The sequence below is a fragment of the Georgenia sp. X1117 genome (assembly GCF_057784635.1).
This window is the reverse complement of sequence record NZ_CM173492.1, coordinates 71,160-93,494: the sequence shown is the minus strand read 5'-3', so window position 1 is coordinate 93,494 and position 22,335 is coordinate 71,160. Positions and strand designations below refer to the sequence as shown.

General features: G+C 73.7%; 16 protein-coding genes and 1 pseudogene. 9 read left to right on the top strand and 8 right to left on the bottom strand.

From position 1 onward, the window contains the following. Positions 1-10: 10 nt before the first annotated feature. From sucB to AC3D3D_RS00430, 4 genes and pseudogenes are all read left to right on the top strand, one after another. Complete coding sequence (gene sucB, locus AC3D3D_RS00445; protein ID WP_463661549.1) at positions 11-1,867, top strand: 2-oxoglutarate dehydrogenase, E2 component, dihydrolipoamide succinyltransferase; 1,857 nt, start codon at positions 11-13, stop codon at positions 1,865-1,867. A gap of 172 nt (positions 1,868-2,039) precedes the next feature. Continuing rightward, positions 2,040-2,612, top strand: a pseudogene (lipB, locus tag AC3D3D_RS00440) (lipoyl(octanoyl) transferase LipB); the annotation flags it as partial. A gap of 312 nt (positions 2,613-2,924) precedes the next feature. Further along, on the top strand, positions 2,925-3,905 hold the full coding sequence (locus tag AC3D3D_RS00435; protein ID WP_463661601.1) for a lipoyl synthase: 981 nt from the start codon (positions 2,925-2,927) through the stop codon (positions 3,903-3,905). Positions 3,906-3,916: 11 nt separating this feature from the next. After that, a complete protein-coding gene (locus tag AC3D3D_RS00430) occupies positions 3,917-4,870 on the top strand; it encodes a TIGR01777 family oxidoreductase (RefSeq protein ID WP_463661550.1) in 954 nt (317 codons plus the stop codon). A 178-nt stretch (positions 4,871-5,048) separates the two neighbouring features. Here the strand turns inward: AC3D3D_RS00430 and AC3D3D_RS00425 are convergent, their stop codons facing one another. The 3 genes from AC3D3D_RS00425 to AC3D3D_RS00415 all read right to left on the bottom strand — a co-directional run bounded on the left by AC3D3D_RS00425 (position 5,049) and on the right by AC3D3D_RS00415 (position 10,518). After that, positions 5,049-6,413: an MFS transporter gene (locus tag AC3D3D_RS00425; RefSeq protein WP_488512610.1), complete on the bottom strand. Its 1,365-nt coding sequence runs from the start codon at positions 6,411-6,413 to the stop codon at positions 5,049-5,051. Between the two features lie 150 nt (positions 6,414-6,563). Then, entirely contained in the window at positions 6,564-8,219 is a 1,656-nt protein-coding gene (locus AC3D3D_RS00420) for a protein kinase domain-containing protein (RefSeq protein WP_463661552.1), read from the bottom strand. A gap of 22 nt (positions 8,220-8,241) precedes the next feature. Then, on the bottom strand, positions 8,242-10,518 hold the full coding sequence (locus AC3D3D_RS00415; protein WP_463661553.1) for an MMPL family transporter: 2,277 nt from the start codon (positions 10,516-10,518) through the stop codon (positions 8,242-8,244). A 162-nt stretch (positions 10,519-10,680) separates the two neighbouring features. Between AC3D3D_RS00415 and AC3D3D_RS00410 the strand changes: the two genes are divergently transcribed. After that, complete coding sequence (locus AC3D3D_RS00410) at positions 10,681-11,409, top strand: DUF4191 domain-containing protein (RefSeq protein WP_463661554.1); 729 nt, start codon at positions 10,681-10,683, stop codon at positions 11,407-11,409. Positions 11,410-11,480: 71 nt separating this feature from the next. On the opposite strand, the gene AC3D3D_RS00405 is transcribed toward AC3D3D_RS00410, so the two are convergent. Then, a complete protein-coding gene (locus AC3D3D_RS00405; protein WP_463661555.1) occupies positions 11,481-11,945 on the bottom strand; it encodes an RDD family protein in 465 nt (154 codons plus the stop codon). Positions 11,946-12,091: 146 nt separating this feature from the next. On the opposite strand from AC3D3D_RS00405, the gene glnA (AC3D3D_RS00400) reads away from it, so the two are divergent. Beyond that, positions 12,092-13,516 carry a type I glutamate--ammonia ligase gene (gene glnA / locus AC3D3D_RS00400; RefSeq protein WP_463661556.1) on the top strand — a complete coding sequence of 475 codons (1,425 nt, stop codon included), beginning with the start codon at positions 12,092-12,094 and terminating at the stop codon, positions 13,514-13,516. A gap of 87 nt (positions 13,517-13,603) precedes the next feature. On the opposite strand, the gene AC3D3D_RS00395 is transcribed toward glnA (AC3D3D_RS00400), so the two are convergent. Further along, a complete protein-coding gene (locus AC3D3D_RS00395) occupies positions 13,604-14,554 on the bottom strand; it encodes a carbohydrate kinase family protein (RefSeq protein WP_463661557.1) in 951 nt (316 codons plus the stop codon). Between the two features lie 180 nt (positions 14,555-14,734). On the opposite strand from AC3D3D_RS00395, the gene AC3D3D_RS00390 reads away from it, so the two are divergent. Both AC3D3D_RS00390 and AC3D3D_RS00385 read left to right on the top strand, forming a co-directional pair. Continuing rightward, positions 14,735-15,766: an NAD(P)-dependent alcohol dehydrogenase gene (locus tag AC3D3D_RS00390; protein ID WP_463661558.1), complete on the top strand. Its 1,032-nt coding sequence runs from the start codon at positions 14,735-14,737 to the stop codon at positions 15,764-15,766. 296 nt (positions 15,767-16,062) lie between these two features. Next, entirely contained in the window at positions 16,063-16,764 is a 702-nt protein-coding gene (locus tag AC3D3D_RS00385; RefSeq protein ID WP_463661559.1) for a DUF981 family protein, read from the top strand. 28 nt (positions 16,765-16,792) lie between these two features. Here the strand turns inward: AC3D3D_RS00385 and AC3D3D_RS00380 are convergent, their stop codons facing one another. Further along, positions 16,793-17,515, bottom strand: coding sequence for a histidine phosphatase family protein (locus AC3D3D_RS00380; protein WP_463661560.1), 723 nt, complete (start codon positions 17,513-17,515; stop codon positions 16,793-16,795). Between the two features lie 123 nt (positions 17,516-17,638). Between AC3D3D_RS00380 and AC3D3D_RS00375 the strand changes: the two genes are divergently transcribed. Next, positions 17,639-17,767, top strand: coding sequence for a hypothetical protein (locus tag AC3D3D_RS00375; RefSeq protein ID WP_463661561.1), 129 nt, complete (start codon positions 17,639-17,641; stop codon positions 17,765-17,767). Between the two features lie 142 nt (positions 17,768-17,909). Here the strand turns inward: AC3D3D_RS00375 and AC3D3D_RS00370 are convergent, their stop codons facing one another. After that, the gene (locus AC3D3D_RS00370) at positions 17,910-20,972 is read right to left on the bottom strand and encodes a bifunctional [glutamine synthetase] adenylyltransferase/[glutamine synthetase]-adenylyl-L-tyrosine phosphorylase (RefSeq protein WP_463661562.1); all 3,063 of its coding nucleotides are present in this window, start codon (positions 20,970-20,972) and stop codon (positions 17,910-17,912) included. After that, entirely contained in the window at positions 20,972-22,309 is a 1,338-nt protein-coding gene (gene glnA, locus AC3D3D_RS00365) for a type I glutamate--ammonia ligase (RefSeq protein ID WP_463661563.1), read from the bottom strand. The genes AC3D3D_RS00370 and glnA (AC3D3D_RS00365) overlap by 1 nt, the downstream gene beginning before the upstream one ends. Positions 22,310-22,335 lie beyond the last annotated feature (26 nt).

Below are 22,335 nucleotides of genomic sequence, written 5' to 3'. Positions count from 1 at the left end.
AGCACCCACCATGTCTGAATCCGTGAAGATGCCGGCGCTCGGCGAGTCCGTCACCGAGGGCACCGTCACCCAGTGGCTCAAGGCCGTCGGCGACACCATCGAGGTCGACGAGCCGCTGCTGGAGGTGTCGACCGACAAGGTCGACACCGAGGTCCCCTCCCCCATCGCGGGGACGATCGAGAAGATCCTGGTCGAGGAGGACGAGACCGTCGAGGTCGGCACCGAGCTGGTCATCATCGGTGACGGTTCCGGTGGCGGCGACGCCCCGGCCGCCGAAGAGCCTGCCGCCCAGGAGGAGCCCGCCGAAGAGCCTGCCGCCCAGGAGGAGCCCGCCGAAGAGCCTGCCGCCCAGGAGGAGCCGGCCGAGGAGCCCGCGGCCGAGGAGGCTCCCGAGCCTGCCGCCGAGGAGCCGGCGCAGGAGGCCGCCCCGGCCACCGCCTCCACCGGCGGTGGCGGCGGCCAGGAGGTGAAGATGCCCGCGCTGGGCGAGTCGGTCTCCGAGGGCACCGTCACCCAGTGGCTCAAGGCCGTCGGCGACGAGGTCGCCGCGGACGAGCCGCTGCTCGAGGTCTCCACCGACAAGGTCGACACCGAGGTCCCCTCCCCGTTCGCTGGCACCCTCACCGAGATCCGTGTGGACGAGGACGAGACGGTCGAGGTCGGCACCGTGCTGGCCGTCATCGGCGGCGACGCCGGAGGCAGTGCCGCCGCCCCGGCCGAGGAGGCCGCACCCGAGCCCGAGGAGAAGCCGGCTCCCCCGGCCGAGAAGCCCGCTCCGCCCGCCGAGGAGCCCGCTCCGCCCGCCGAGAAGCCGGCACCGCCGGCCGAGAAGCCCGCGCCGCCGGCCCCCGCCGCGGAGAAGCCCGCACCCCCGGCACCGCCCGCCGGGCAGGCCGCGCCGCCGGCCCCGCCCGCCGACTCCGCGGGCGCCGCGTCCTACGTGACCCCGCTGGTGCGCAAGCTGGCCCGTGACCTGGGCGTCGACCTCGACGCGGTCACCGGCTCGGGCGTCGGTGGTCGGATCCGCAAGCAGGACGTCGAGGCCGCCGCCGAGGCCGCCCGCACCCAGGCCGCCGCGGCGCCCGCCGCGCCGGCCGGTGCCGCGGCACCGGCTGCCAAGGCCCCGACGACGATCCCCGAGGCCTCCTCGCTGCGCGGGACGACGGAGAAGATGTCGCGCCTGCGCAAGGTCATCTCCAAGCGGATGACCGAGTCGCTGCAGGTCTCGGCCCAGCTGACCACGGTCATCGAGGTCGACCTCACGCGCGTGGCCGCACTGCGGGCCCGGGCGAAGTCCTCCTTCCAGGCCACCGAGGGCGTCAAGCTCACGTACCTGCCGTTCCTCGTCAAGGCCACGACCGAGGCGCTCAAGGCGCACCCGAAGCTCAACGCCTCGATCGTCGACGAGGAGGTCGTGTACCACGGCGCCGAGCACATCGGCATCGCGGTCGACACCCCGCGCGGCCTGCTCGTGCCGGTCATCAAGGACGCCGGTGACCTCACCATCGGCGGCATCGCCAAGAAGATCGCCGACCTCGCGGCCCGCACGCGGGACAACAAGGTCACCCCGGACGAGCTGTCAGGCTCGACCTTCACCGTCACCAACACCGGCTCCGGCGGTGCGCTGTTCGACACCCCGATCATCAATCAGCCCGAGGTCGGCATCCTCGGCACCGGGACGATCGTCAAGCGCCCCGTGGTGGTCACCGACGCCGACGGCAACGAGACCATCGGCATCCGGTCGATGATGTACCTCGCGATCAGCTACGACCACCGCCTGGTGGACGGCGCCGACGCCGCGCGGTTCCTCATGACGATGAAGGCACGCCTCGAGGAGGGCGCCTTCGAGGGCGACCTCGGACTCTGAGCCGACGCGCCGACCGGCGCACGGCCACGCGGGCCCCGGCACCTCCCCCGCGGAGGTGCCGGGGCCCGCGTCGTCCGCCGCCCTCCTCCGCGCGGGGTTGCCCGATCGGCCCCGGAGGGCGCCCGCGCGGACCGGTGCACCCCACGGGCGCATCGTGGTTAGCATCGAGGGCATGGATCTGCGCAGGCTCGACCTCGGGACCGCACCGACCGACTACCACCAGGCCTGGGACCTGCAACGTGAGATCCACGGCGAGGTCGCCGCGGGCCGACGTGCCGACACCGTGCTCCTGCTCGAGCACCCGCCGGTCTACACGGCCGGCCGACGCACCGCCCGCTCCGAGCGCCCGGTCGACGGCACACCGATCGTCGACGTCGACCGCGGCGGACGGATCACCTGGCACGGCCCCGGCCAGCTTGTGGCCTACCCGCTGCTGCGGCTGGCCGAGCCGGTCGACGTCGTCGCCTACGTCCGCGCGCTCGAGGACGCCGTCATCGAGGCCTGCGCCGAGCTCGGACTGACCACGAAGCGCGTGGCGGGACGCACCGGCGTCTGGGTCGACGGCGGCAGCAACGTCGACCGCAAGATCTGCGCCATCGGCGTGCGCGTGGCCCGCTCGACGACCATGCACGGCATCGCCCTCAACGTCTCCCCCGACCTGGGTGCGTACGACGCGATCGTGGCCTGCGGCATCCCCGACGCCGGAGTGACCTCCCTGAGCCGCGAGCTCGGGCGCTCGTTCACCCTCCCGGAGGTCGCCGACGTCCTCGAACGCTCCCTCGTGCGTCACCTGCTGCCGATGACGGCCGCGAACGCCCTGCCCGACGTCGCCGCGGCGGCCACCACCGCCGCCCCACACGCACCCACCGGCAGCGGCGGGTCGCTGGCCAAGGTCGACCTGGGCCTGACCGACGTGCGCGCCACCGGCGGGGGCTGCGGCTGCGGCGGGTCGTCGGGCGGCTGCGGCTGCGGGGGTGCCCACGCCGCCGCCTCCGGGCGCACCGCCGCCGCGCCGGCGTCGACCGCGGCCCCGACCACGGCCCCGGGCGGCCGGAAGCTGCTGCGCGTCGAGCAGCGCAACGCCCAGACCCCGATCGGCGAGAAGCCGTCATGGATCAAGACCCGCGCGACGATGGGTCCGGAGTACAACGAGCTCAAGGAGCTCGTCCACGGCCAGGGCCTGCACACCGTCTGCGAGGAGGCGGGCTGCCCCAACATCTACGAGTGCTGGGAGGACCGCGAGGCGACGTTCCTCATCGGCGGCTCCCAGTGCACGCGTCGCTGCGACTTCTGCCAGATCGACACGGGCAAGCCGGCCGCGTTCGACCGCTCCGAGCCCATGAAGGTGGCCAGCTCGGTGCGCCGGATGGAGCTGAAGTACGCCACGATCACCGGCGTCGCCCGCGACGACCTCGACGACGGCGGCGCCTGGCTCTACGCCGAGACCGTCCGGCAGATCCACCGCTTCAACCCCGGCACCGGCGTGGAGCTGCTCATCCCCGACTTCGACGCCGACCCCGATCAGCTGGCCGAGGTCTTTTCCTCGCGTCCCGAGGTGCTCGCGCACAACGTCGAGACGGTGCCCCGCATCTTCCGCCGCATCCGGCCCGGCTTCCGCTACGAGCGTTCGCTTTCGGTCCTCACCGCCGCGCGGGAGGACGGGTTCGTCACCAAGTCCAACCTCATGCTCGGCATGGGCGAGACCTTCGACGAGGTCGTCGAGGCGCTGGAGATGATCCGCGCGGCCGGCACCGACCTCATCACGATCAACCAGTACATGCGTCCCTCGCTGCGCCACCACCCGGTCGACCGCTGGGTCAAGCCCCAGGAGTTCGTCGAGCTGTCCGACATCGCCACCGAGCTCGGCTACCTCGGGGTCATGGCCGGTCCTCTGGTGCGGTCGAGCTACCGGGCCGGCCGCCTGTGGGGCCAGGCGATGGTCCGCCGCGGCCAGGAGGTCCCCGAGGCGCTGCGCCACCTCACCGAGGAGGGCAGCTCCCGCCAGGAGGCCTCCTTCCTGCTGGCCCGCACGAGCTGACCGGAGCACCCATGAGCGAGCACGGCAGGGACGCCGACCGGCGGCTCGCCGTCGTCGCAGGTTCCTCGGGGCTCATCGGGCAGGCCCTGGTGACGGCGCTGCTCGCCGAGGGCTGGCGGGTGCGCCGTGTCATGCGCACCGCGGGTGCCCCCGACCCGCGAGGCGGTGTCCTCGAGACGTCCTGGGACCCGGAGAACGCCCAGCTCGAGGACCGCGCCCTCGACGGCGCCTCGCTCGTGGTCAACCTCGCCGGCGCGGGCCTGGGTGACCGGCGCTGGACCCGCTCCTACCGGCAGGAGGTGCTGCTCTCGCGCACGGGCACCACCTCGCTGCTCGCCACGACGCTGGCACGGGCCGCGGAGGCCGGCCGCACCGCCGACGGCGTGCGCTACCTCCAGGGCAGCGCCGTCGGGTACTACGGGGACGGCGGCGAGCGCGTGCTCACCGAGGACGCCGACCGGGGCGAGGGCTTCCTCGCCGAGGTGTGCGAGACCTGGGAGGCCGCGGCCCGCCCGGCGATCGAGGCGGGGGTCTCGACCGCCTTCCTGCGCACCGGCATCGTGCTGGCCCCCCGCGGGGGCGCGACGGCGCAGCTGCTGCCGCTGCTCCGACTGGGCCTGGGCGGCCCGCTCGGTGGTGGTCGGCAGTGGTGGCCCTGGATCACGCTCGCCGACCACGTCCGCGCCCAGCTGTACCTGGCCGACTCCACGCTCACCGGCCCGGTCAACCTCGCCGCACCGGGCGAGGCGCGCCAGCGCGAGGTGCTGCGCGCGATCGCCCGCGAGCTGGGCCGGCCCTTCGGGCTGCCCGTCCCCTCGCCCGCGCTGCGCGTGGTGCTCGGCGAGTTCGCCGGGGACGTCCTGGCCTCGCAGCGGATGCGGCCGGACGCACTCGTGCGCGACGGCTTCGACTTCGCGCAGCCCGAGGTCGAGGACGCCGCGCGCTGGCTGGTCGCGGGGCGCTAGCCACCGACGGTCGTCGGCCGATGTCGCACCCTCGGCACGTGGGGTGTGCGTACCGCGCCCGGTATCGGCCGATGCAGGTGCCGCCGAGCCCCGCCACGCGGGCCACGGGCCGCGCCGTCTGCTGGGAAGGCAGATGCTCGGATCCGGTCCCGGTACGGGGGCGCACGCCCGGTCGAGCTCAGCGCTCCTGCGCCGGCAGGGAGGGGTGCTCGCCCGCGTGCGGGCGGTGCCGCGGGATGAGACTCGCGAGCACGGCGGCGGTCAGCGCCGCCGCCAGGCCGAGGAGCAGCGCCGTGCGGAACCCGTCGATGGTGGGCAGGGCGACGCCGTCGACGTCGACCGTGGAGGAGGCGAGCACAGCGGCCACGGCGGCGGCGGCCGACGTCGTGCCCAGCCCGCGCATGAGCGTGTTGAACCCGTTGGCCGCGCCGGTCTCGGTGGCGGGGACGGCGCGCATGACGAGCGTGGGCATGGCCGCGAAGCCGAGGCCGATGCCGAACCCGACGAACACGTTGATGAGCAGCACGGACCAGGCGGTCGTCGGCGCGAGCACCGCGACGCCGTAGCCGACGGCGATGATGAGCGCCCCGACGACGAGCAGCGACCTGGGCCCCCACACCCCGATGAGCCGGCCGGCCACCGGGGACATCGCGAGCATGGCCAGCCCGGAGGGCATGACGACCAGGCTCGCCGGGACGAGCTCCATGCCCAGCCCGCCGACGTGCTCGGGCAGCTCGAGGAGCTGCGGGAAAATGATGTTGGCGGCGAACAGGGCGAACCCCATGGCCACCGACGCGAGGTTGGTCATGAGGACCGCTCCCCGGGCGGTCACGCGCAGGTCCACGAGCGGCTCCCGCACCCGCAGCTCGAACGCTCCCCACACCAGCAGGACGGCGATCCCGCCGAGCCCCAGGCCCAGGGTGGCCGGCGCGGTCCAGCCCCAGTCCCCGCCGCGGGAGATGGCCAGCAGCACCCCGGTCAGGCCGGCGGCGAGACCGACGACGCCGACGACGTCGATCCGGCCGCCGGTGCGCAGGGTGCTCGGCGGCACGAACCGGGCCATGAGCGCGAGGACGACCAGCGCCAGGGCGGCGGCGACCCAGAACAGGACGTGCCAGTCGGCGCGCTCGGTGACGAAGGCGCTGATGGGCAGGCCGAGCGCGCCGCCGACGCCCAGGGTGGCGCTGACCAGCGCCACGGCCCCGCCCATGCGGGCGGGTGGCATGACGTCGCGCAGGATGGAGATGCCCAGGGGGATGACGCCCATGCCGACGCCCTGCAGGCCGCGGCCGACGATGAGTGCCCAGGCGGCGGTGGAGATCGCGGCGACCACCGAGCCGAACGCGAGCACACCCATGAGGACCAGGGCGACGCGCCGCTTGCCGTACATGTCGCCCAGCCGGCCGGAGATCGGGGTGCACACCGCCGAGACCAGCAGCGTGATCGTCACGGCCCAGGCGGTGACCTCCCGCGAGGAGTCGAGCAGCTCGGGCAGCTCCGACTGGATGGGGATGAGGAGGGTCATCATGAACGACGCCGTCATGCCCGCCAGCGCGAGGACCGCGACGACGCTGGACGGCGACCGGGGGGTCAGTCCGCGTCGGGTCACCGTGGCAGGCTATCCCCCCAGGTCCTCGCCCCGACGGCGGTCCGCCGTCCGCGGGCGCGCACGATGGACTGGCCGCCGGTGTCCTCACCCCGACGCGCAGGCCCGAGCGTCGGCGACCGCCCAGGTCGGCCCGACCTGCTCGAGGGTGAGCTCGCTGCACACGCTCGCCCCGGGGTGGGCGGTGGTGGTCCCGCCGGCGATCGATCGCCAGTCGGACTGGGTGAGCGCGACCTCGGCGACGAGCCGTCCCGCCCCGGTCGCGCCGTCGGTGACGACGACGCTGGTCACCTCGGTGTGCAGGTCCTCGATCGTCGTGGTGCCCAGTGCCTCGGCCAGCGGCGCGTCGGCGGCCCGGGCCGGCGAGCCCTCGACGGTGGCTCCCGCCAGCGCGTCGACGTCGCCGGCGAGCAGCGCGGCCTCGCGGCGAGCGACGACCTCGGCGACGACGTCGAAGGCCTCCGCCGCGGCCTCGGCCGGGTCGTCGGGGTCGGGTACGGCCTCGGGGTCGGGCTCGGCGCCGGGGTCGGCCTCGGCGCCGTGGTCAGCGTCTGTGTCGGCGTCGGCGTCGGCGTCGGCGTCGGCGTCGGCGTCGGCCGGATCCTCGGCGGGCGCGCCCGAGGGCGACTGCGCAGGCTCCCCCGCCGGATCCAGAGTCGGATCGGCCGCGGCCGCGTCTGCCCGCTCGTCCGCCGCCGCGGCAGCCGCTCCCTCGGCACTCTCCTCCGCAGCCGACCCGTCCGCCGTGCCCTCCGCGCCACCGAGGGCGTGCATGACGGACGCGCCGCCGACGACGAGCACCACCAGGGCCGCGAGCATGACCGCCACCCGCGGCCACCGCGTGGTCCTCCGGCCGCCGCCGCGCGCACCGTCCGGCCGACCGCGCCTCCGTCCCGGTGTCCGGGCGCCAGCCCTGATCGCGGCCCCCCGCCCTCGGCGGGAGCGGCGACGCGGGGCGTGCGCGGTGGCCTCCCGCAGGGCACCCTCGCGCAGCAGCGCACCGGCCATGTCGGCGCCCGCGGGCAGCCGCACGCCGGAGCGCCCGCCCAGCTCGGCGGCGCGGGCGGCCAGCGCCCTTGCGCCCGGCCGCCGCGCGGGGTCCTCGGCGCAGGCCTCGCCGGTGAGGCGCTCGACCTCCGCGTCACCCGGGCGCAGGCCGCGCACGAGCATGCCCAGGGCGTAGACGTCGCCGGCAGGCGTGGCCGGTCCCCCGGCCAGCCGCTCGGGCGGGACGTGCCCGGGGGTGCCCTCCTCGACGGTGACGTCGCCGACGAGATCGACCAGCACGGTCGTGCCCGTCGTGGACACGACGACGTTGGCCGGCGAGACGTCGCCGTGCACGATGCCCGCGGCGGCCAGGTGCGCCAGCGCCGAGCCGACGTCGGTGAGCACCCCGGCCACCTCGGGCAGGCTGAGCTCGCCGCGGGCCACCCGCACGGAAGCCAGGGCCGCCCCGGGAACGACCTCGGCGACGAAGGCGGCCTGCCTCTCCCCGAGCGCCACGACGTCGAGCACGCGCGGCAGGTGCGGGTGCGGTGCGGTGCGCAGCGTGGCCAGCCGCCGCCGGAGCGCCTCGCCCGCGCGTCCCTCGGGCAGGTCGACGAGGGAGACGATGACCGGCGCGCCGGTCTCGTCGCCGGTCGCGCTGAACACCCGGCCCGATCCGCCGGACAGCGGTCGGGAGAGCCGGTAGCCGGGCACCTGCGCGGTCCCCGCGCCGCCCGCCGTCTGCCCCCGTGCCATGGCACCAGCGAAGCAGGTCCGCTCAGGTCCGCGCGGAGTTCTCCACAGGTGCGGGCCTGGCCTCGCCGCGTCCCTCGTCGTCGGCGGGGAAGGCGGACGTGCGCGGCCACCACACTGCCCGGCCGATGTCGTGCACGAGCGCCGGCACGAGCAGGGTCCGCACGACGAGGGCGTCGACGAGCACGCCGAGCGCCACGATGACGGCCAGCTGGAGGAGGAACAGCAGCGGGACGACGCCCAGGGCAGCGAAGGTCGCGGCGAGCACGACCCCGGCGGACGTGATCACCCCGCCGGTGGCGGCGAGCGCGCGCCGGACCCCGCGGCGCGTGCCGAGGCGCAGGGACTCCTCGCGCGCCCGGGTCATGAGGAAGATCGTGTAGTCGATCCCGAGCGCCACGAGGAAGACGAAACCGAACAGCGGCACCGTCGGGTCCGCCCCGGGCAGGACGAGCACGTGGTTGAAGATGAGCGCGACGATCCCCATCGCCGCGCCGAAGCTGAGCACGTTGGCCGCGAGCAGCAGCACGGGTGCCACCACGGAGCGCAGCAGCACCACGAGGGTGAGGAGGATGACGACGAGCACCGTGGGGATGATGACCACGAGGTCGCGCTCCGACGTCGTGCGCGTGTCGAGCGTCTCGGCGGCCGCGCCGCCGACCAGGGCGTCCGGGTCCACCTCGTGCACGGCGTCGCGCAGCGCGACGACGGCGTCGATCGCCTCCTCGGAGTCGGCCGGCGCGGCCGTGGTCACCTCCACGAGGACCCGCCCGTCGACGACGAGCGGCTCCGCCCCGCCCTCCGGGCCGCCGCCCGGCGCCCCACCCTCGGGGCTGCCGGCCTGGGACTCCTCGCTCGTCGGGGTGACGGTGTCGACCCCCTCGACCTCGCCGGCCGCCGCGACGACCTCCTCGACCAGGTCGGCGTCGGCCACCACCGTGAGCGGCTCGACGGCACCCGCCGGGAAGTGCTCGGCGAGCACCTCCTCACCGTCGACGGCCTCGGAGGAGGCGAGGAACACGTCGGACTCGCTCGTCCCGTCCGCCTCGAGCGTGACGACGAACGCCGCCGCCACGAGCAGCGCCAGCGAGGTCACCACCCACATGCGCCGGTCCCGACGGCCGACGACGCGGGCCATCGTGCCCCACAGGCCGCGCGCGTCCTCGGGGGCCGGTCCGGCGTCGCCGTCCGTACCCGTCCGGGGCACGCGCGGCCAGAAGACCGCGCGGGAGCGACGGCCGCCCAGCAGCAGGAGCGCCGGCAGCATCGTCAGCGAGGCGACGAGGGCGGCCGCGATCCCCACGGCCGCGACGGGCCCGAGCGAGGCGTTCGAGCCGAGGTCGGACAGCAGCAGGCACAGCAGCCCGAGCGCCACGGTCCCCGCGGAGGCGGCCACCGGCGGCAGCGTGGCGCGCCAGGCGGCCCGCATGGCGTCGAAGGGGTCCTCGTGGCGGCCCAGCTCCTCGCGGTGCCGGGCGACCAGCAGCAGGCAGTAGTCGGTGGCGGCGCCGATGACGAGGATCGACATGATCCCCTGCGTCTGACCGTTGAGCTGGACCACGCCGGCGTCGGCCAGCAGGTAGACGATGAGCCCGGCCAGCGCGAGCGCGAACACCGCGGTGGCCAGCACCGCGAACGGCAACAGCGGCGAGCGGTAGACGAGCAGGAGGATGACGAGCACGACGACGAGGGCGGTGAGCAGCAGGACGAGGTCGACCGAGCCGAAGGCCGCGGAGAGGTCGGCGGCGAAGCCGCCCGGCCCCGTCACCCAGCCCTCGAGGTCACCCTCCGCCAGGCCCTGAGCGACGGCGCCCCGCACCTCGGTGACGACCGAGCCCACGACGTCCTCCCCGTCGGGCAGCGTCTCCTCGGCCAGCGTGGTGTCGATGCCGAGGACCACCATGGCGGCCGCGCCGTCGGCGGAGGGCACGACGACGGGTGGCGCGGTGAGCACCTCCTCGACGGCACGACCGTCGCTGAGCGTGGCGGCGGAGGCGGCCCCGGCGAGCTCGTCGGTCGCGGCCAGGTCGGCCTCGGACATCGCGTCACCGGAGGCCGGTCGGACGACGAGCAGCACGGGCAGGCTGCTGGTGTCGGTGAAGTCCTCGGCCGCCTCGGCGGCCCGCACGGACTCGGCCGAGCCGGGCAGGAACAGCGACGGGTCGTTCTCCTGGACCTCGGACAGGCGCCCCATGTACTGGCCACCGACGCCGCCGATGACGAGCCAGACGGCGACGATGGCGACGATGAGGAGCCCTCGCCACCGCCGCCCGGCCGATGCCTGGGGGCCTGTGCCGTGCATCCTAGCTCCGTCCCGGCCGCGAGGCCCGTCGTCGGGCACGGTCGAGCCCGCGCCGTCGACCATAGTGCACCCGCGGGAGCGTCGGCACCCAACCGGGCGGGCCCGACGTCACCGCTGCCGCCCCCGGGGGCCCCCGCTCCAGCGGGTACCCTGGTGCGCATCATGGCCCGCACCCGGAAGAACGCCGACGACGGCGAGCAGAAGACCCCCAAGCCCAAGAAGAAGCGGTGGTACCACAGCTTCGCCGAGGCCTACAAGATCACCGCCGAGCACCGCCCGGCGACCCCGATCATCCTCCTCGGCGTCTTCGTCGCGGTCCTCGGGATCATGATCGGGATCGGCTTCGCGATCGGTCACCCGGTCTACCTGGGGATCGTCGGTGTGCTGCTCGGCATCATCGCCGTGCTCATCGTGCTCGGCCGGCTCACCCGGGTCGCCGCGTACGCCCGCGTGGAGGGCCAGCTCGGTGCCGCCTCGGCGGCGATGGGTCAGCTCGGGCGCGGCTGGTACGTCGAGGACGAGCCGGTCGCCTTCCACCCCAAGCACCAGGACCTCGTCTTCCGCACCGTCGGCAAGCCGGGCATCGTGCTCGTCTCCGAGGGGCCGCCGCACCGCGTGACCCGGATGCTCGAGGAGGAGCGCAAGAAGGTGTCGCGCGTGGCCCCGGGCGTCACGGTCCACCTCGTCCAGTCCGGCCGCGGGGAGGGCCAGATCCCGCTGCCCGACCTGGTCCGCGCCATCAAGCGGCTCGGCGGCTCGAAGCTCACCGCGGCCGAGATCGCGGCGGTCACCAAGCGCCTCACCGCGCTGGGCGGGATCCGCCAGTCCGTGCCCAAGGGCATCGACCCCAACAAGGCCCGCCCCGACCGCAAGGCCATGCGCGGCCGCTGACCGGTCGTCCGGCAGTCGCCCACCTGCGTCGGGCCGCTCAGCCCGCCTGCATCGGGCCGCTCAGCCCACCCCTACGGCACGCGGACGAGCCGGGTGCGGGCGAGGTCGTCGTGCAGGGGCACGCCGTCGAGGGTCCGCCACAGCGGGGGCAGGACGAGGCACAGCAGCACGGTCCGCACGACCGCGCCCACGAAGGTGGCGCGGCCGCCGTCGGGGGCGACCAGCCGCAGGCCGAGGAGCCGGTGCCCGATCGAGGAGCCGCCCAGCCCGCCGACGAGGATCCGCTGGGCGGCGAAGACGCCGAGGATCGCCATCGCGTCACCGCCGAAGAAGCCGTACGAGATCGCCATGGCGATCGCCCAGTCGACGACGAGGGCTCCGACCCGCCGGCCGAAGGGGGCGAGGTCCGCGCGACGGACACCGCCACGCGCGCCGCCGTTCCCGCTGCCGCCCGTCCGGCCACGGCCGCCGCCTGACGAGGCCGAGCCCCTCGCGCCGCGCACGGGGCGCGCGGAGGTGGGGTCGGCGTCGGGCATCGCCTCATCCTACGGGCGGTCCGGGGAGGTGGCCGATCGCCCCGTAACATGGCGGACACACTCGGGAGACGGCAGGGAAACTCCTCGGGTCTAGCGTCACACAAGTCCAGCCGCCCCCGGCGGTGCACGCGAACGAGGAGACACGGATGTTCTCATCCCCCGAAGAGGCGATCGCCTTCACCCGCAACGAGGACGTCAAGTTCGTCGACGTCAGGTTCTGCGACCTGCCCGGGGTGATGCAGCACTTCAACATCCCGGTCGAGACGTTCGACGAGGACGCCTTCACCGAGGGCCTCATGTTCGACGGCTCCTCGATCCGCGGGTTCACGGCGATCCACGAGTCCGACATGAAGCTCGTGCCGGACATCGGCTCCGCCTTCGTCGACCCCTTCCGCGCGCAGAAGACGCTCGTGCTCAACTTCTCGATCGTCGACCCCTTCACCTCGCAGGCCTACGACCGCGACCCGCGCACGGTCGCCTCCAAGGCAGAGGCCTACCTCCGTTCGACGGGCATCGCCGACACCGCCTTCTTCGGCGCCGAGGCGGAGTTCTACCTCTTCGACGACGTGCGCTTCCAGACCTCGGCGCAGTCGAGCTTCTACCACATCGACTCCGAGGAGGCCGCGTGGAACACCGGCAGCCGGGAGGAGGGCGGCAACCTGGGGTACAAGACCCGGTTCAAGGGCGGGTACTTCCCCGTCCCGCCGAACGACCACTTCGCCGACCTGCGCGACGAGATGGTGCGGGTGATGTCCGAGGTGGGGCTCAAGGTCGAGCGCGCCCACCACGAGGTCGGCACCGCCGGCCAGCAGGAGATCAACTACCGCTTCGACTCGCTGCGCGCCGCCGCCGACGACGTCATGAAGTTCAAGTACGTCATCAAGAACGTGGCCTGGGAGTACGGGCGCTCGGCGACCTTCATGCCCAAGCCGCTCTTCGGGGACAACGGGTCGGGCATGCACTGCCACCAGTCCCTGTGGAAGGACGGCGAGCCGCTGTTCTACGACGAGCAGGGCTACGGCGGGCTCTCGGACATGGCCCGCTGGTACATCGGCGGTCTCCTCCACCACGCGCCCTCGCTGCTGGCCTTCACCAACCCGTCGCTCAACTCCTACCACCGGCTCGTGCCGGGCTACGAGGCACCGGTCAACCTCGTCTACTCGGCGCGCAACCGTTCGGCCTGCATCCGCATCCCCGTCACGGGATCCTCGGCGAAGGCCAAGCGCGTGGAGTTCCGCGTGCCGGACCCGAGCTCCAACCCCTACCTCGCGTTCTCGGCGATGCTCATGGCCGGCATCGACGGCGTGAAGAACCGCATCGAGCCGCCGGAGCCGATCGACAAGGACCTCTACGAGCTCCCGCCCGAGGAGCACGCGCAGATCGCCCAGGTGCCCGAGTCGCTCGGCGCCGCGCTACGCGCGCTCGAGGAGGACAACGACTACCTCACCGAGGGCGACGTCTTCTCCCCCGAGCTCATCGAGACGTGGATCGACTACAAGCGCACGCACGAGATTGACCCGATCCGCCTGCGTCCGCACCCGCACGAGTTCGAGCTGTACTACGACATCTAGGCCCGACGGCCGCACGGACCGGCCCCTGACCTGCGTGGATGCGGGTCAGGGGCCGGTTCGTCGTGTCAGGCGACCGGGACGGTCGTGTCAGGCGGCGGGGATGCTCGTCCGGAACTCGCGGGCCTGCTCGTAGGACTCCAGCCCGGCGTCGGAACCGAGGCCGGTGGCCACGAGCGAGCCGCAGGCCATGCCGAGGCGGGCGGCCTCCTCGACGGGCTCGCCGTCGAGGAGCCCACGGATGAAGCCCGAGGCGAAGGCGTCGCCGCAGCCGGTGGTGTCGACGACGTCGACCGCCGTGGTGGGCATGCGGGCGTCGATGCCGTCCTTGGTGCTGATGGACACGCCCTCCGCGCCGAGGGTGATGATCGCGGTACCGACACCGCGGTCGAGGAACCAACGGGCGGCGTCGGCGAAGGTGTCGGCACCGGTCAGGAGCAGGGAGTCGGCGTCGGAGGGGAGGATGTAGTCCACCAGCGGCAGGATCGGGTCGAGCGCCGCGTGGTCCGAGTCGCCGCCGTCGGTCGGGAGCAGGTCGACCGTCACGGTGATGCCCCGCTCCTTGACGCGGGTGAGGAACTCGACGCTCGGCGCCCCGTCGATGCCCGGCATGAGGCCGACGCCGCCGAGGTGGATGTGCTCGATGCCCTCGAGGATCTCGTCGCCGAGGTCCTGCGGGGAGAGCAGACCGTTGGCGCCGACCACGTGCAGCGCGGGACGCGAGCCGTCCCGGCGGATGTTGAGCATCGAGGCGGACGTCGGGGCGCCGGAGTCGGCGCGCAGCCCGGTCACGTCCACGCCCTCGCGGGTCATCTGGTCCCGGACGAACTGCCCCAGCGCGTCCTCCCCCACGACGCCGGTGGTCGCGACCGGCACACCGAGGCGAGCGAGGTTGACCGCCGGCGCGGCCGCGGTACCGGCGACGGTCAGCTTGATCTCGTCGAGCAGCGTGAGCCCCTGGCCCTCGGGGATGGCGTCGACATAGCGCCCCAGGACGTCGGCGATGTGCAGGCCGATGGTGCGGGCTCGAGCGGTGGTCATGGTGCCTCCTGGGCGTCGTCGGTCAGCGGTGCACCGTCCGTGCAGGACGGTCTTCCGAGAATAGGTCGGCAGCTCCGGGCCGCGCCTGCCGGTGTCGCGCGCGCACTCTTGTGCCCCGCATCACCTGGTCATACGGTGAGCGCACGCTGTCCCGTCAATGTCGACACGAGGGAGATCGTCATGAAGGCCGTGCGTGTGCACGCGTACGAGGAGATGCCCAAGCTGGACGACGTCCCGGAACCCGAGATCACGGGTCCCTGGGACGTCATCGTGAAGATCGGGGCGGCCGGGCTGTGCCGCACCGACCTGCACATCATCGAGGGGCAGTGGGACCCGATCCAGAACCCCACGCTGCCGTACACGATCGGCCACGAGAACTCGGGGTGGGTCCACGCCGTCGGGTCGGCGGTGTCGAACGTGGCGGTCGGCGACACGGTCATCATGCACCCGCTCGTCACCTGCGGACTGTGCCCCGAGTGCCGCCGGGGCAACGACTCGCACTGTACGAACGCCTCGTTCCCCGGGCTGAACGCCGAGGGCGGCATGGCCGAGTACATGAAGACCAACGCGCGGGCGGTCGTCAAGCTCGACCCGTCGCTACAGCCGAGGGACATCGCCGCGCTCGCGGACGCGGGCCTGACCGCCTACCACGCGGTCCGCAAGGCGGCCCCGCGCCTGCACCCGGGCACGCACGTCGTCGTCATCGGCTCCGGCGGCCTCGGGCACATCGGGATCCAGTCCCTCGTGGCGCTCACCCCCGCCGAGATCACGGTCCTCGACCGGTCCGAGCAGGCGCTCGAGCTGGCGAGGTCCATCGGCGCCCACCACACGGTTCTCGCCTCCGGCGACACCGACGCCGTCACCAAGCAGATCCACGACATCACCGGCGGCGGCGCGCACGTCGTGCTCGACTTCGTCGGCGAGCAGGGCATGGAGCTGCTCGGCCCGAACCTCATCCGCAACCAGGGCGACTACTACGTCATCGGCTACGGCGGGACGGTCCAGCTCGAGACGATCGGGATCATCTCGCGCGAGATCAACGTCATCGGCAACCTGGTCGGTACGTACGAGGACCTCGACCAGCTGATGATCCTCACCGCCCAGGGCAAGATCTCCCTGCACACGTCGGTCTACGACCTCGCCGACTACGCCACCGCGATCAACGACCTCGACAACGGCCGCCTGGTCGGCCGGGGCATCCTCGTGCCGTAGCCCCTTCTCTCGGTCCGGGACCTCCCGGACGAGGAACCACCCACCCGCCCGACGGCGGAGTCCAGCCCGGGCTCCGCCGTCGGGCGTCGTTCGTCGTGCGCGGTTCGTCGTGCGCGGATCGTCGTGCGCGACAAGGACACGGCGCGGTGAAGCGGACCACCGACCCGGACAGAACAAGTCGGGAATATCGCCCACGCCGCGACGTTCTGCCCAGGTGGGAGCCGTACCACTCCCCCACCGCACGCACTCCCCCGGGTGCCGCGGCGAGACATCTGAACAGAAGGAAGGTGGGCGGCATGGTCGTCTACAACGAGCTCATCGCCATCACGGCGGGAGCCGGTCTCATCGGGTTCGCCCTGTTTCTGGGCAACCTCCTCAGGCGCAGGGCGATCGACAGCGAGGGGTGGGCCGCCTTCTTCGGTGTCACCGGCCTGCTGCTGCTCGTCACCGGCCTGCACACCACGATGACCTGGCCCTACGAGGCGCCCGGTTTCGAGTACTACAACATCGCCTTCGGTCAGCCCGCTGCCGGCTTCGGCGCCCTGCTGGCCTTCGCCGCCGTCTACCTGTGGCGTCACCGCAGCGCCTTCGCCGGGGAGGGCGAGGGCATGACCGACGCCGCCGCCGAGGCGACGCTGCGCGGCTTCAAGCCGGCGAGCATCTTCGTCGGCGCCCTCGGCCTGGGCATGGCCGTCCTCGCCGTCACCTTCGTGCGCTTCCAGCTCGGCGCCGCGCCGCCCGAGGAGCCGATCACCGGCCGGTTCGGCCACCTGCCGTGGATCGAGGCCCTGTTCCTGGGCGGCCTGTGGGGCGTCATCGCCGTCGGCGCCCTGCTCTTCGCGATCACGTTCTGGGCCAAGAAGCCCGGCCTGCTGCGGTGGGCCCACTGGGCGATCCTGCTCGGCGGCATCGCGCTCCTGCTGTTCGGCGCGATGAACTTCTACACGCACATCGGCATGTACACCAACTTCGCCTACGGCACGAACTACCGCTGGTGACGTCGCGGCGGTGACCGCCGCCGCTGCCTCAGTCGGCGGCGGCGGTCCCCTCGGCCTCGTCGCGGTAGCCGCTCCCGGCCACCGCCAGGGAGTCCGTGTGCTGCTCGTCGGGGTAGCCGGCCGGGCCGTCGTTCTCGACGTCGGACACACCCGGTCCGCCCAGGGCGTGCGACTCCCAGCGCACCAGCTGCCAGCCCGACCGCGGGTCGCCCTCGATGATGACGACCCCCGTGTTGGAGATCGCCCGGCCGAGGAACTCGCGCGGCACCTCGACGGTGGCCGCCGCCCAGGCCACGATGACCGCGCCGTGGGAGACGATCGCGGCCGTGGACTGCCCCGTCGCCACGATCTCCTCGACCACCGCGTCGTAGCGGGCCATCATCTCGCGCCCCGACTCGCCCCCGGGCATCCGGCTGTCCGGGTCCTGCGTCCAGCCCATGATCGCGGCGAGGTAGGTGCGGACGTCCTCCTCGCCGTTGCGCATCTCCAGGTCGCCGGCGATGATCTCGCGCAGCCCCTCGCGCTCGACGGGCTCGAGCCCTCGGGCGGCGGCCAGCGGAGCGGCCGTCTGGTGGGTGCGCACGAGGTTCGAGACCCAGATGGACTCGATCTCCTCGTGGGCGAGCTCGGGGACGAGCGCCTCGGCCTGCCGGCGGCCGAGCTCGGTGAGCGAGGCGCCGGGCGCCTCGGTGTCGAGCGCGTGGATGACGTTGGAGTCGGTCTGACCGTGCCGGACGAGAATGAGACGCATGGGGTCCAGTGTCCCAGGCGCGTCCCCGCCGCGCTGTGGCCGCACGCACCCGGGGCAACGCCGATCGCCGAGAACCCTGTGCTCGGACGCTCCATGACGCCGTCCCGCCGGTACCGTGGGGCCATGGCAGCCAGGCGCCCCTCGGGCGGACCCCAGCAGCGCGGTCGGCTGCGGATCCTGCTGACCTTCCTCGGGGCGGTCGTCGCCTTCCTCGTGGCCTACTGGCTCGTGGACCTCGCCTTCGGCGGCTGAGCCCGGGCCGCGCGCCCCTCATTCCCGTCGAGAACATGGGTCCTGTCTCGAAGCGATGGGCCGCGGGCATGCTCTCGATACACAAGGCATGTTCTCGCGGAAGAGAGCGGGCGCTGTTCTCGATGGATGAGGCGTACGGCCGCTACCCCCAGAAGAGGCGCTCGACGACCGCGCGGGAGCGTCGCACCGCCCGCAGGTAGTCCTCCTCGAGGTCCTGCCGACGCCCTGCCTCGTAGCCGAGCATCCGCGCCACGGTCTCCAACGGCTCGACGCCGTGCGGCAGCACGTCCACCTTCGGCCCCGTGGTCCGACCCGTCACCTGCACGATCGCGTCGCGCACCTGGCCCGCCAGCCGCCAGGCGTGCAGCAGGGTCGCCGCGTCCTCCGCGCCCACGAGCCCCTCCTCGCGCAGCGCGTCGAGGGCCTCCTCGGTGCCGGTCACCCGCAGCGCCGGCACGTCGCCCGCGTGGCGCAGCTGCCACAGCTGCACGGTCCACTCGACGTCGGCCAGCCCGCCCGGGCCAAGCTTGAGGTGCCGGTTGGGCGGGACGCCGCGCGGGATGCGCTCGGTCTCCACCCGGCCCTTGATGCGGCGGATCTCCCGCTCGGCGTCGTCCCCGATCCCGCCGGGCACGTAGCGCAGCGGGTCGACGAGCTCGACGAAGCGCCGGCCCAGCCCGGGCGAGCCGGCTGCTGGCCGGGCCCGCAGGAGCGCCTGACGCTCCCAGACGTGGGACCACCCCTGGTAGTACTCGGCGTAGGAGGCCAGGGTGCGCACGAGCGGCCCCGACCGTCCCTCGGGGCGCAGGTCGGCGTCCACGGGCAGCGGCGGCTCGTCGCTCGTGGCCCCCAGCAGCTCCTGCACGGACCGGGCGACGTCGAGCGCCCAGTCCCCGGCCACCTTCTCGTCCGCGCCCTCGGCGGGATCGTGGACGAAGAGCACGTCGGCGTCGGAGGCGTACCCGACCTCGCGCCCGCCGAGCCGGCCCATCGCGACGACGAGGATCTCCCCGGGCGCCTCGTCGAGCCCCGCCCGGGCGGTCGCCTCGGCGCCGGCTACCCGGACGGCGGCCTCGAGGGCGAGGTCGGCGACGTCGGAGAGCTCGTGGCGCCGCGAGCGCGGTGCCCGCTCGAGGATGTGGGCGATGGCGGCGCGCGTGGTCTCGCGCCGCCGTAGGTACCGGGCCTGCCCCACGGCCTCCTCGGCGTCGTCGCGGCGCCGCAGCATGGCGTCGATCTCCCCGGCGAGGTCCTCGCGGCGCCGGGGGGCCAGGCCCGCCTCGCCGTCGAGCCACTTGACCGCCTCGGGGAGCTGGAGCAGCAGGTCGCCGACGTAGCGGGAGGTGGCCAGCACCGTGGCCAGGGCCTCCGCGGCGGCCGAGGAGTCGCGCAGCAGGGCGAGGTACCAGTGCGTGGCCCCGATCTCCTCCGACAGCCGGCGGAAGTTGAGCAGCCCGACGTCGGGCATGGGGGCGGCGGCGAACCAGCCGATCATCACCGGCAGGAGCTGGCGCTGGATCGTGGCCCGCCGCGAGACGCCCTCGGTGAGCGCGGCGATGTGCCGCAGGGAGCCCTTGGGGTCGTCGAAGCCGATAACCGCCATGCGGGCCTCGGCGGCGTCGGGCCGCAGGGAGGCCTCGGCCGGGGAGAGGCGCGCGGTGGCCGGGAGCAGCGGCCGGTAGTAGATCTCCTCGTGCAGGCGCCGCACCTCGCGGCTGACGGCGAGCCACTCGCGCTCGAGGGCCTCGCCGCTCGTGATGCCCTCGGCGCCGAAGGCGCGGCCGAGGATCTCCAGGTCGCCCTCCGAGCTGGGTACCACCTGGATGCGGTGCAGGCGCCACAGCTGCATGCGGTGCTCGAGCAGGCGCAGGAACCGGTAGTGGTGGTCGAGGGTGGCGGCGTCGGTGCGGGCCACGTACCCGCCCTCGGCCAGGGCCGCGAGGGCGTCGAGCGTGGTGCGCGAGCGCAGGGTCTCGTCGGTGCGGCCGTGCACGAGCTGGAGGAGCTGGACGGTGAACTCGACGTCGCGCAGCCCGCCCTTGCCGAGCTTGAGCTGGCGCGCCGCGTGCTTGGCCGGCACGTGGGCCTCGACGCGGCGGCGCATCGTCTGCGCCTCCTCGACGAAGTTCTCCCGGGAGGCCGCCGACCACACCATCGGGGCCATGGCACGGCAGTACTCGCGCCCCAGCTCGAGGTCACCGGCGACGGGGCGCGCCTTGAGCAGCGCCTGGAACTCCCAGCCCTTGGCCCAGCTGTCGTAGTAGGAGACGTGGCTGGCCAGGGTGCGCACGAGCGGGCCGTCCTGGCCCTCGGGGCGCAGGTTGGCGTCCAGGGGCCACAGCGCGGGCTCGTCGGCCACCCCGCCGACGGCCTCGGCCAGCGAGCCGGCCAGGCGGGTGGCGACCTCGAGGGCACGGTCCTCCTCGACCAGCGGCGTCCCGCCGACGTCCGTCTGCGGCTCGGCGACGTAGACGACGTCGACGTCGGAGATGTAGTTGATCTCCCGGCCCCCGGTCTTGCCCATGCCGAGCACGGCCAGCCGCACGCCGCGCCCGTGGTCGTCCAGGTCCGCCCGGGCCACCGCGAGGGCGGCGTCCAGCGCGCCGGCGACGATGTCGGCGATCGAGGCCGCCACCAGCGGCAGGTCGGCCAGCGGGTCGCGGCTGGTGAGGTCGGCGGCCGCGATCTCCAGGAGCCGGCGCCGGTAGGTGCGCCGCAGGAGCGCCACCCCCTCGCTCCCGCCGACGGCGGCCACCGGGTTCTCCTCGGCCGGGTCCGCGCCGACGGCGGTCAGCGCCGTGGTGCGTTCGTCCTCCGGCTCGAGCTGGAGGACCGGGACCTCGCCGTGGCGGTCGTGGAGGTGGGCGATGTCCTCCGGCCGGGCCACGAGGGAGTCGCCCAGCGGCCGCGACGCGCCGACGACGGCCACCAGGCGCGCCAGCGCGACGTCGTCGTCGGTCAGGGCCGTGCGCAGCGCGGCCTCCCCCTCGGTGCCGGTGGCCGCCTCGGCGATGCGCACCAGGGTGAGCAGGGCGTGGTCGGGGTTGCCGGCCCGCGCGAGGTGGCCGAGGAGCCGCTCGGTGACGTCGTCGTCGAGGTAGGGGGCCAGCGCCGGGTCGTCGAGCAGCTGCTCACCGCGGCGCGGGTCGTGCACGCCCGCGCGCCGCAGACGCGTGGAGCGGGAGACGACCCGGCCGCCGGTCATCAGTGCGAGGGGATGAACTGGGCGAGCTCGTAGGCGGTGACCTGGTCGCGGTAGGCCTCCCACTCCTCGTGCTTGTTGCGCACGACGAAGTCGAAGGTCTCCTCCCCCAGGGTCTCGGCGACCAGCTCGGAGCCCTCCATCGCGTCGATGGCCTCCGAGAGCGAGGCCGGCAGGGAGACGATGCCCAGGGCGCGACGCTCGCCGCGGCTGAGCGTGGAGACGTCGGTGTCGGCCGGGTCGGGCAGGTCGTAGCCCTCCTCGATGCCCTTGAGGCCGGCGCGGATGAGCACGGCGAAGGCGAGGTAGGGGTTGGCCGCGGCGTCGAGCGCCCGGAACTCCACCCGGCTGGACTGGGGCTTGCCCGGCTTGTAGCCCGGGACCCGCACGAGCGCGGAGCGGTTGTTGTGGCCCCAGCTGACGTAGCTCGGGGCCTCGCCGCCGCCCCACAGGCGCTTGTAGCTGTTGACGTACTGGTTGGTCACCGCCGCCATCTCGTGCGCGTGATGGAGGATCCCGGCGATGAACTGGCGCCCCGTGGTGGAGAGCTGGTACTCCCGCCCCGGGTCGTAGAACGCGTTGGTGTCGCCCTCGAAGAGCGAGAAGTGGGTGTGCATGCCGGAGCCGGGCTGGCCGGGCATGGGCTTGGGCATGAAGGTCGCGGTCAGGCCCTGCCGCATGGCGACCTCCTTGACCACGGTGCGGAAGGTCATGACGTTGTCGGCCATGGACAGCGCGTCGGCGAACCGGAGGTCGATCTCGTTCTGCCCGGGGCCGCCCTCGTGGTGGGAGAACTCCACCGGGATGCCCATCTCCTCGAGCGTGGTGATCGCCTCGCGGCGGAAGTCGTGGCTCGAACCGCGCGCGACGTGGTCGAAGTAGCCGGCCCGGTCGGAGGGGACGAGCGGCTTCGTCGGGTCGGCGGTCTGCTCGAAGAGGTAGAACTCGATCTCGGGGTGGACATAGGGGGTGAAGCCGGCGCGGGCGGCGTGCTCGACGGCGCGCGCCAGCACGTTGCGCGGGTCGGACCGGGCGGGCTCCCCGCCTGGGGTCAGCACGTCGCAGAACATCCGGGCCACGCCGTGGTGCTCGCTGCGCCAGGGCAGGACCTGGAAGGTGGTGGGGTCGGGGCGCACGAGCATGTCGGACTCGAAGACGCGGGTGAGGCCCTCGATGGCCGAGCCGTCGAAGCCGATGCCCTCGTCGAAGGCGCCCTCGAGCTCGGCCGGGGCGATCGCGACCGACTTCAGCGTGCCGAGGACGTCGGTGAACCACAGGCGGATGAACCTGATGTCGCGCTCCTCGACGGTGCGCAGCACGAACTCTTGCTGGCGGTCCATCCCGCCTCCTCCCGCTGGGTTGCTCG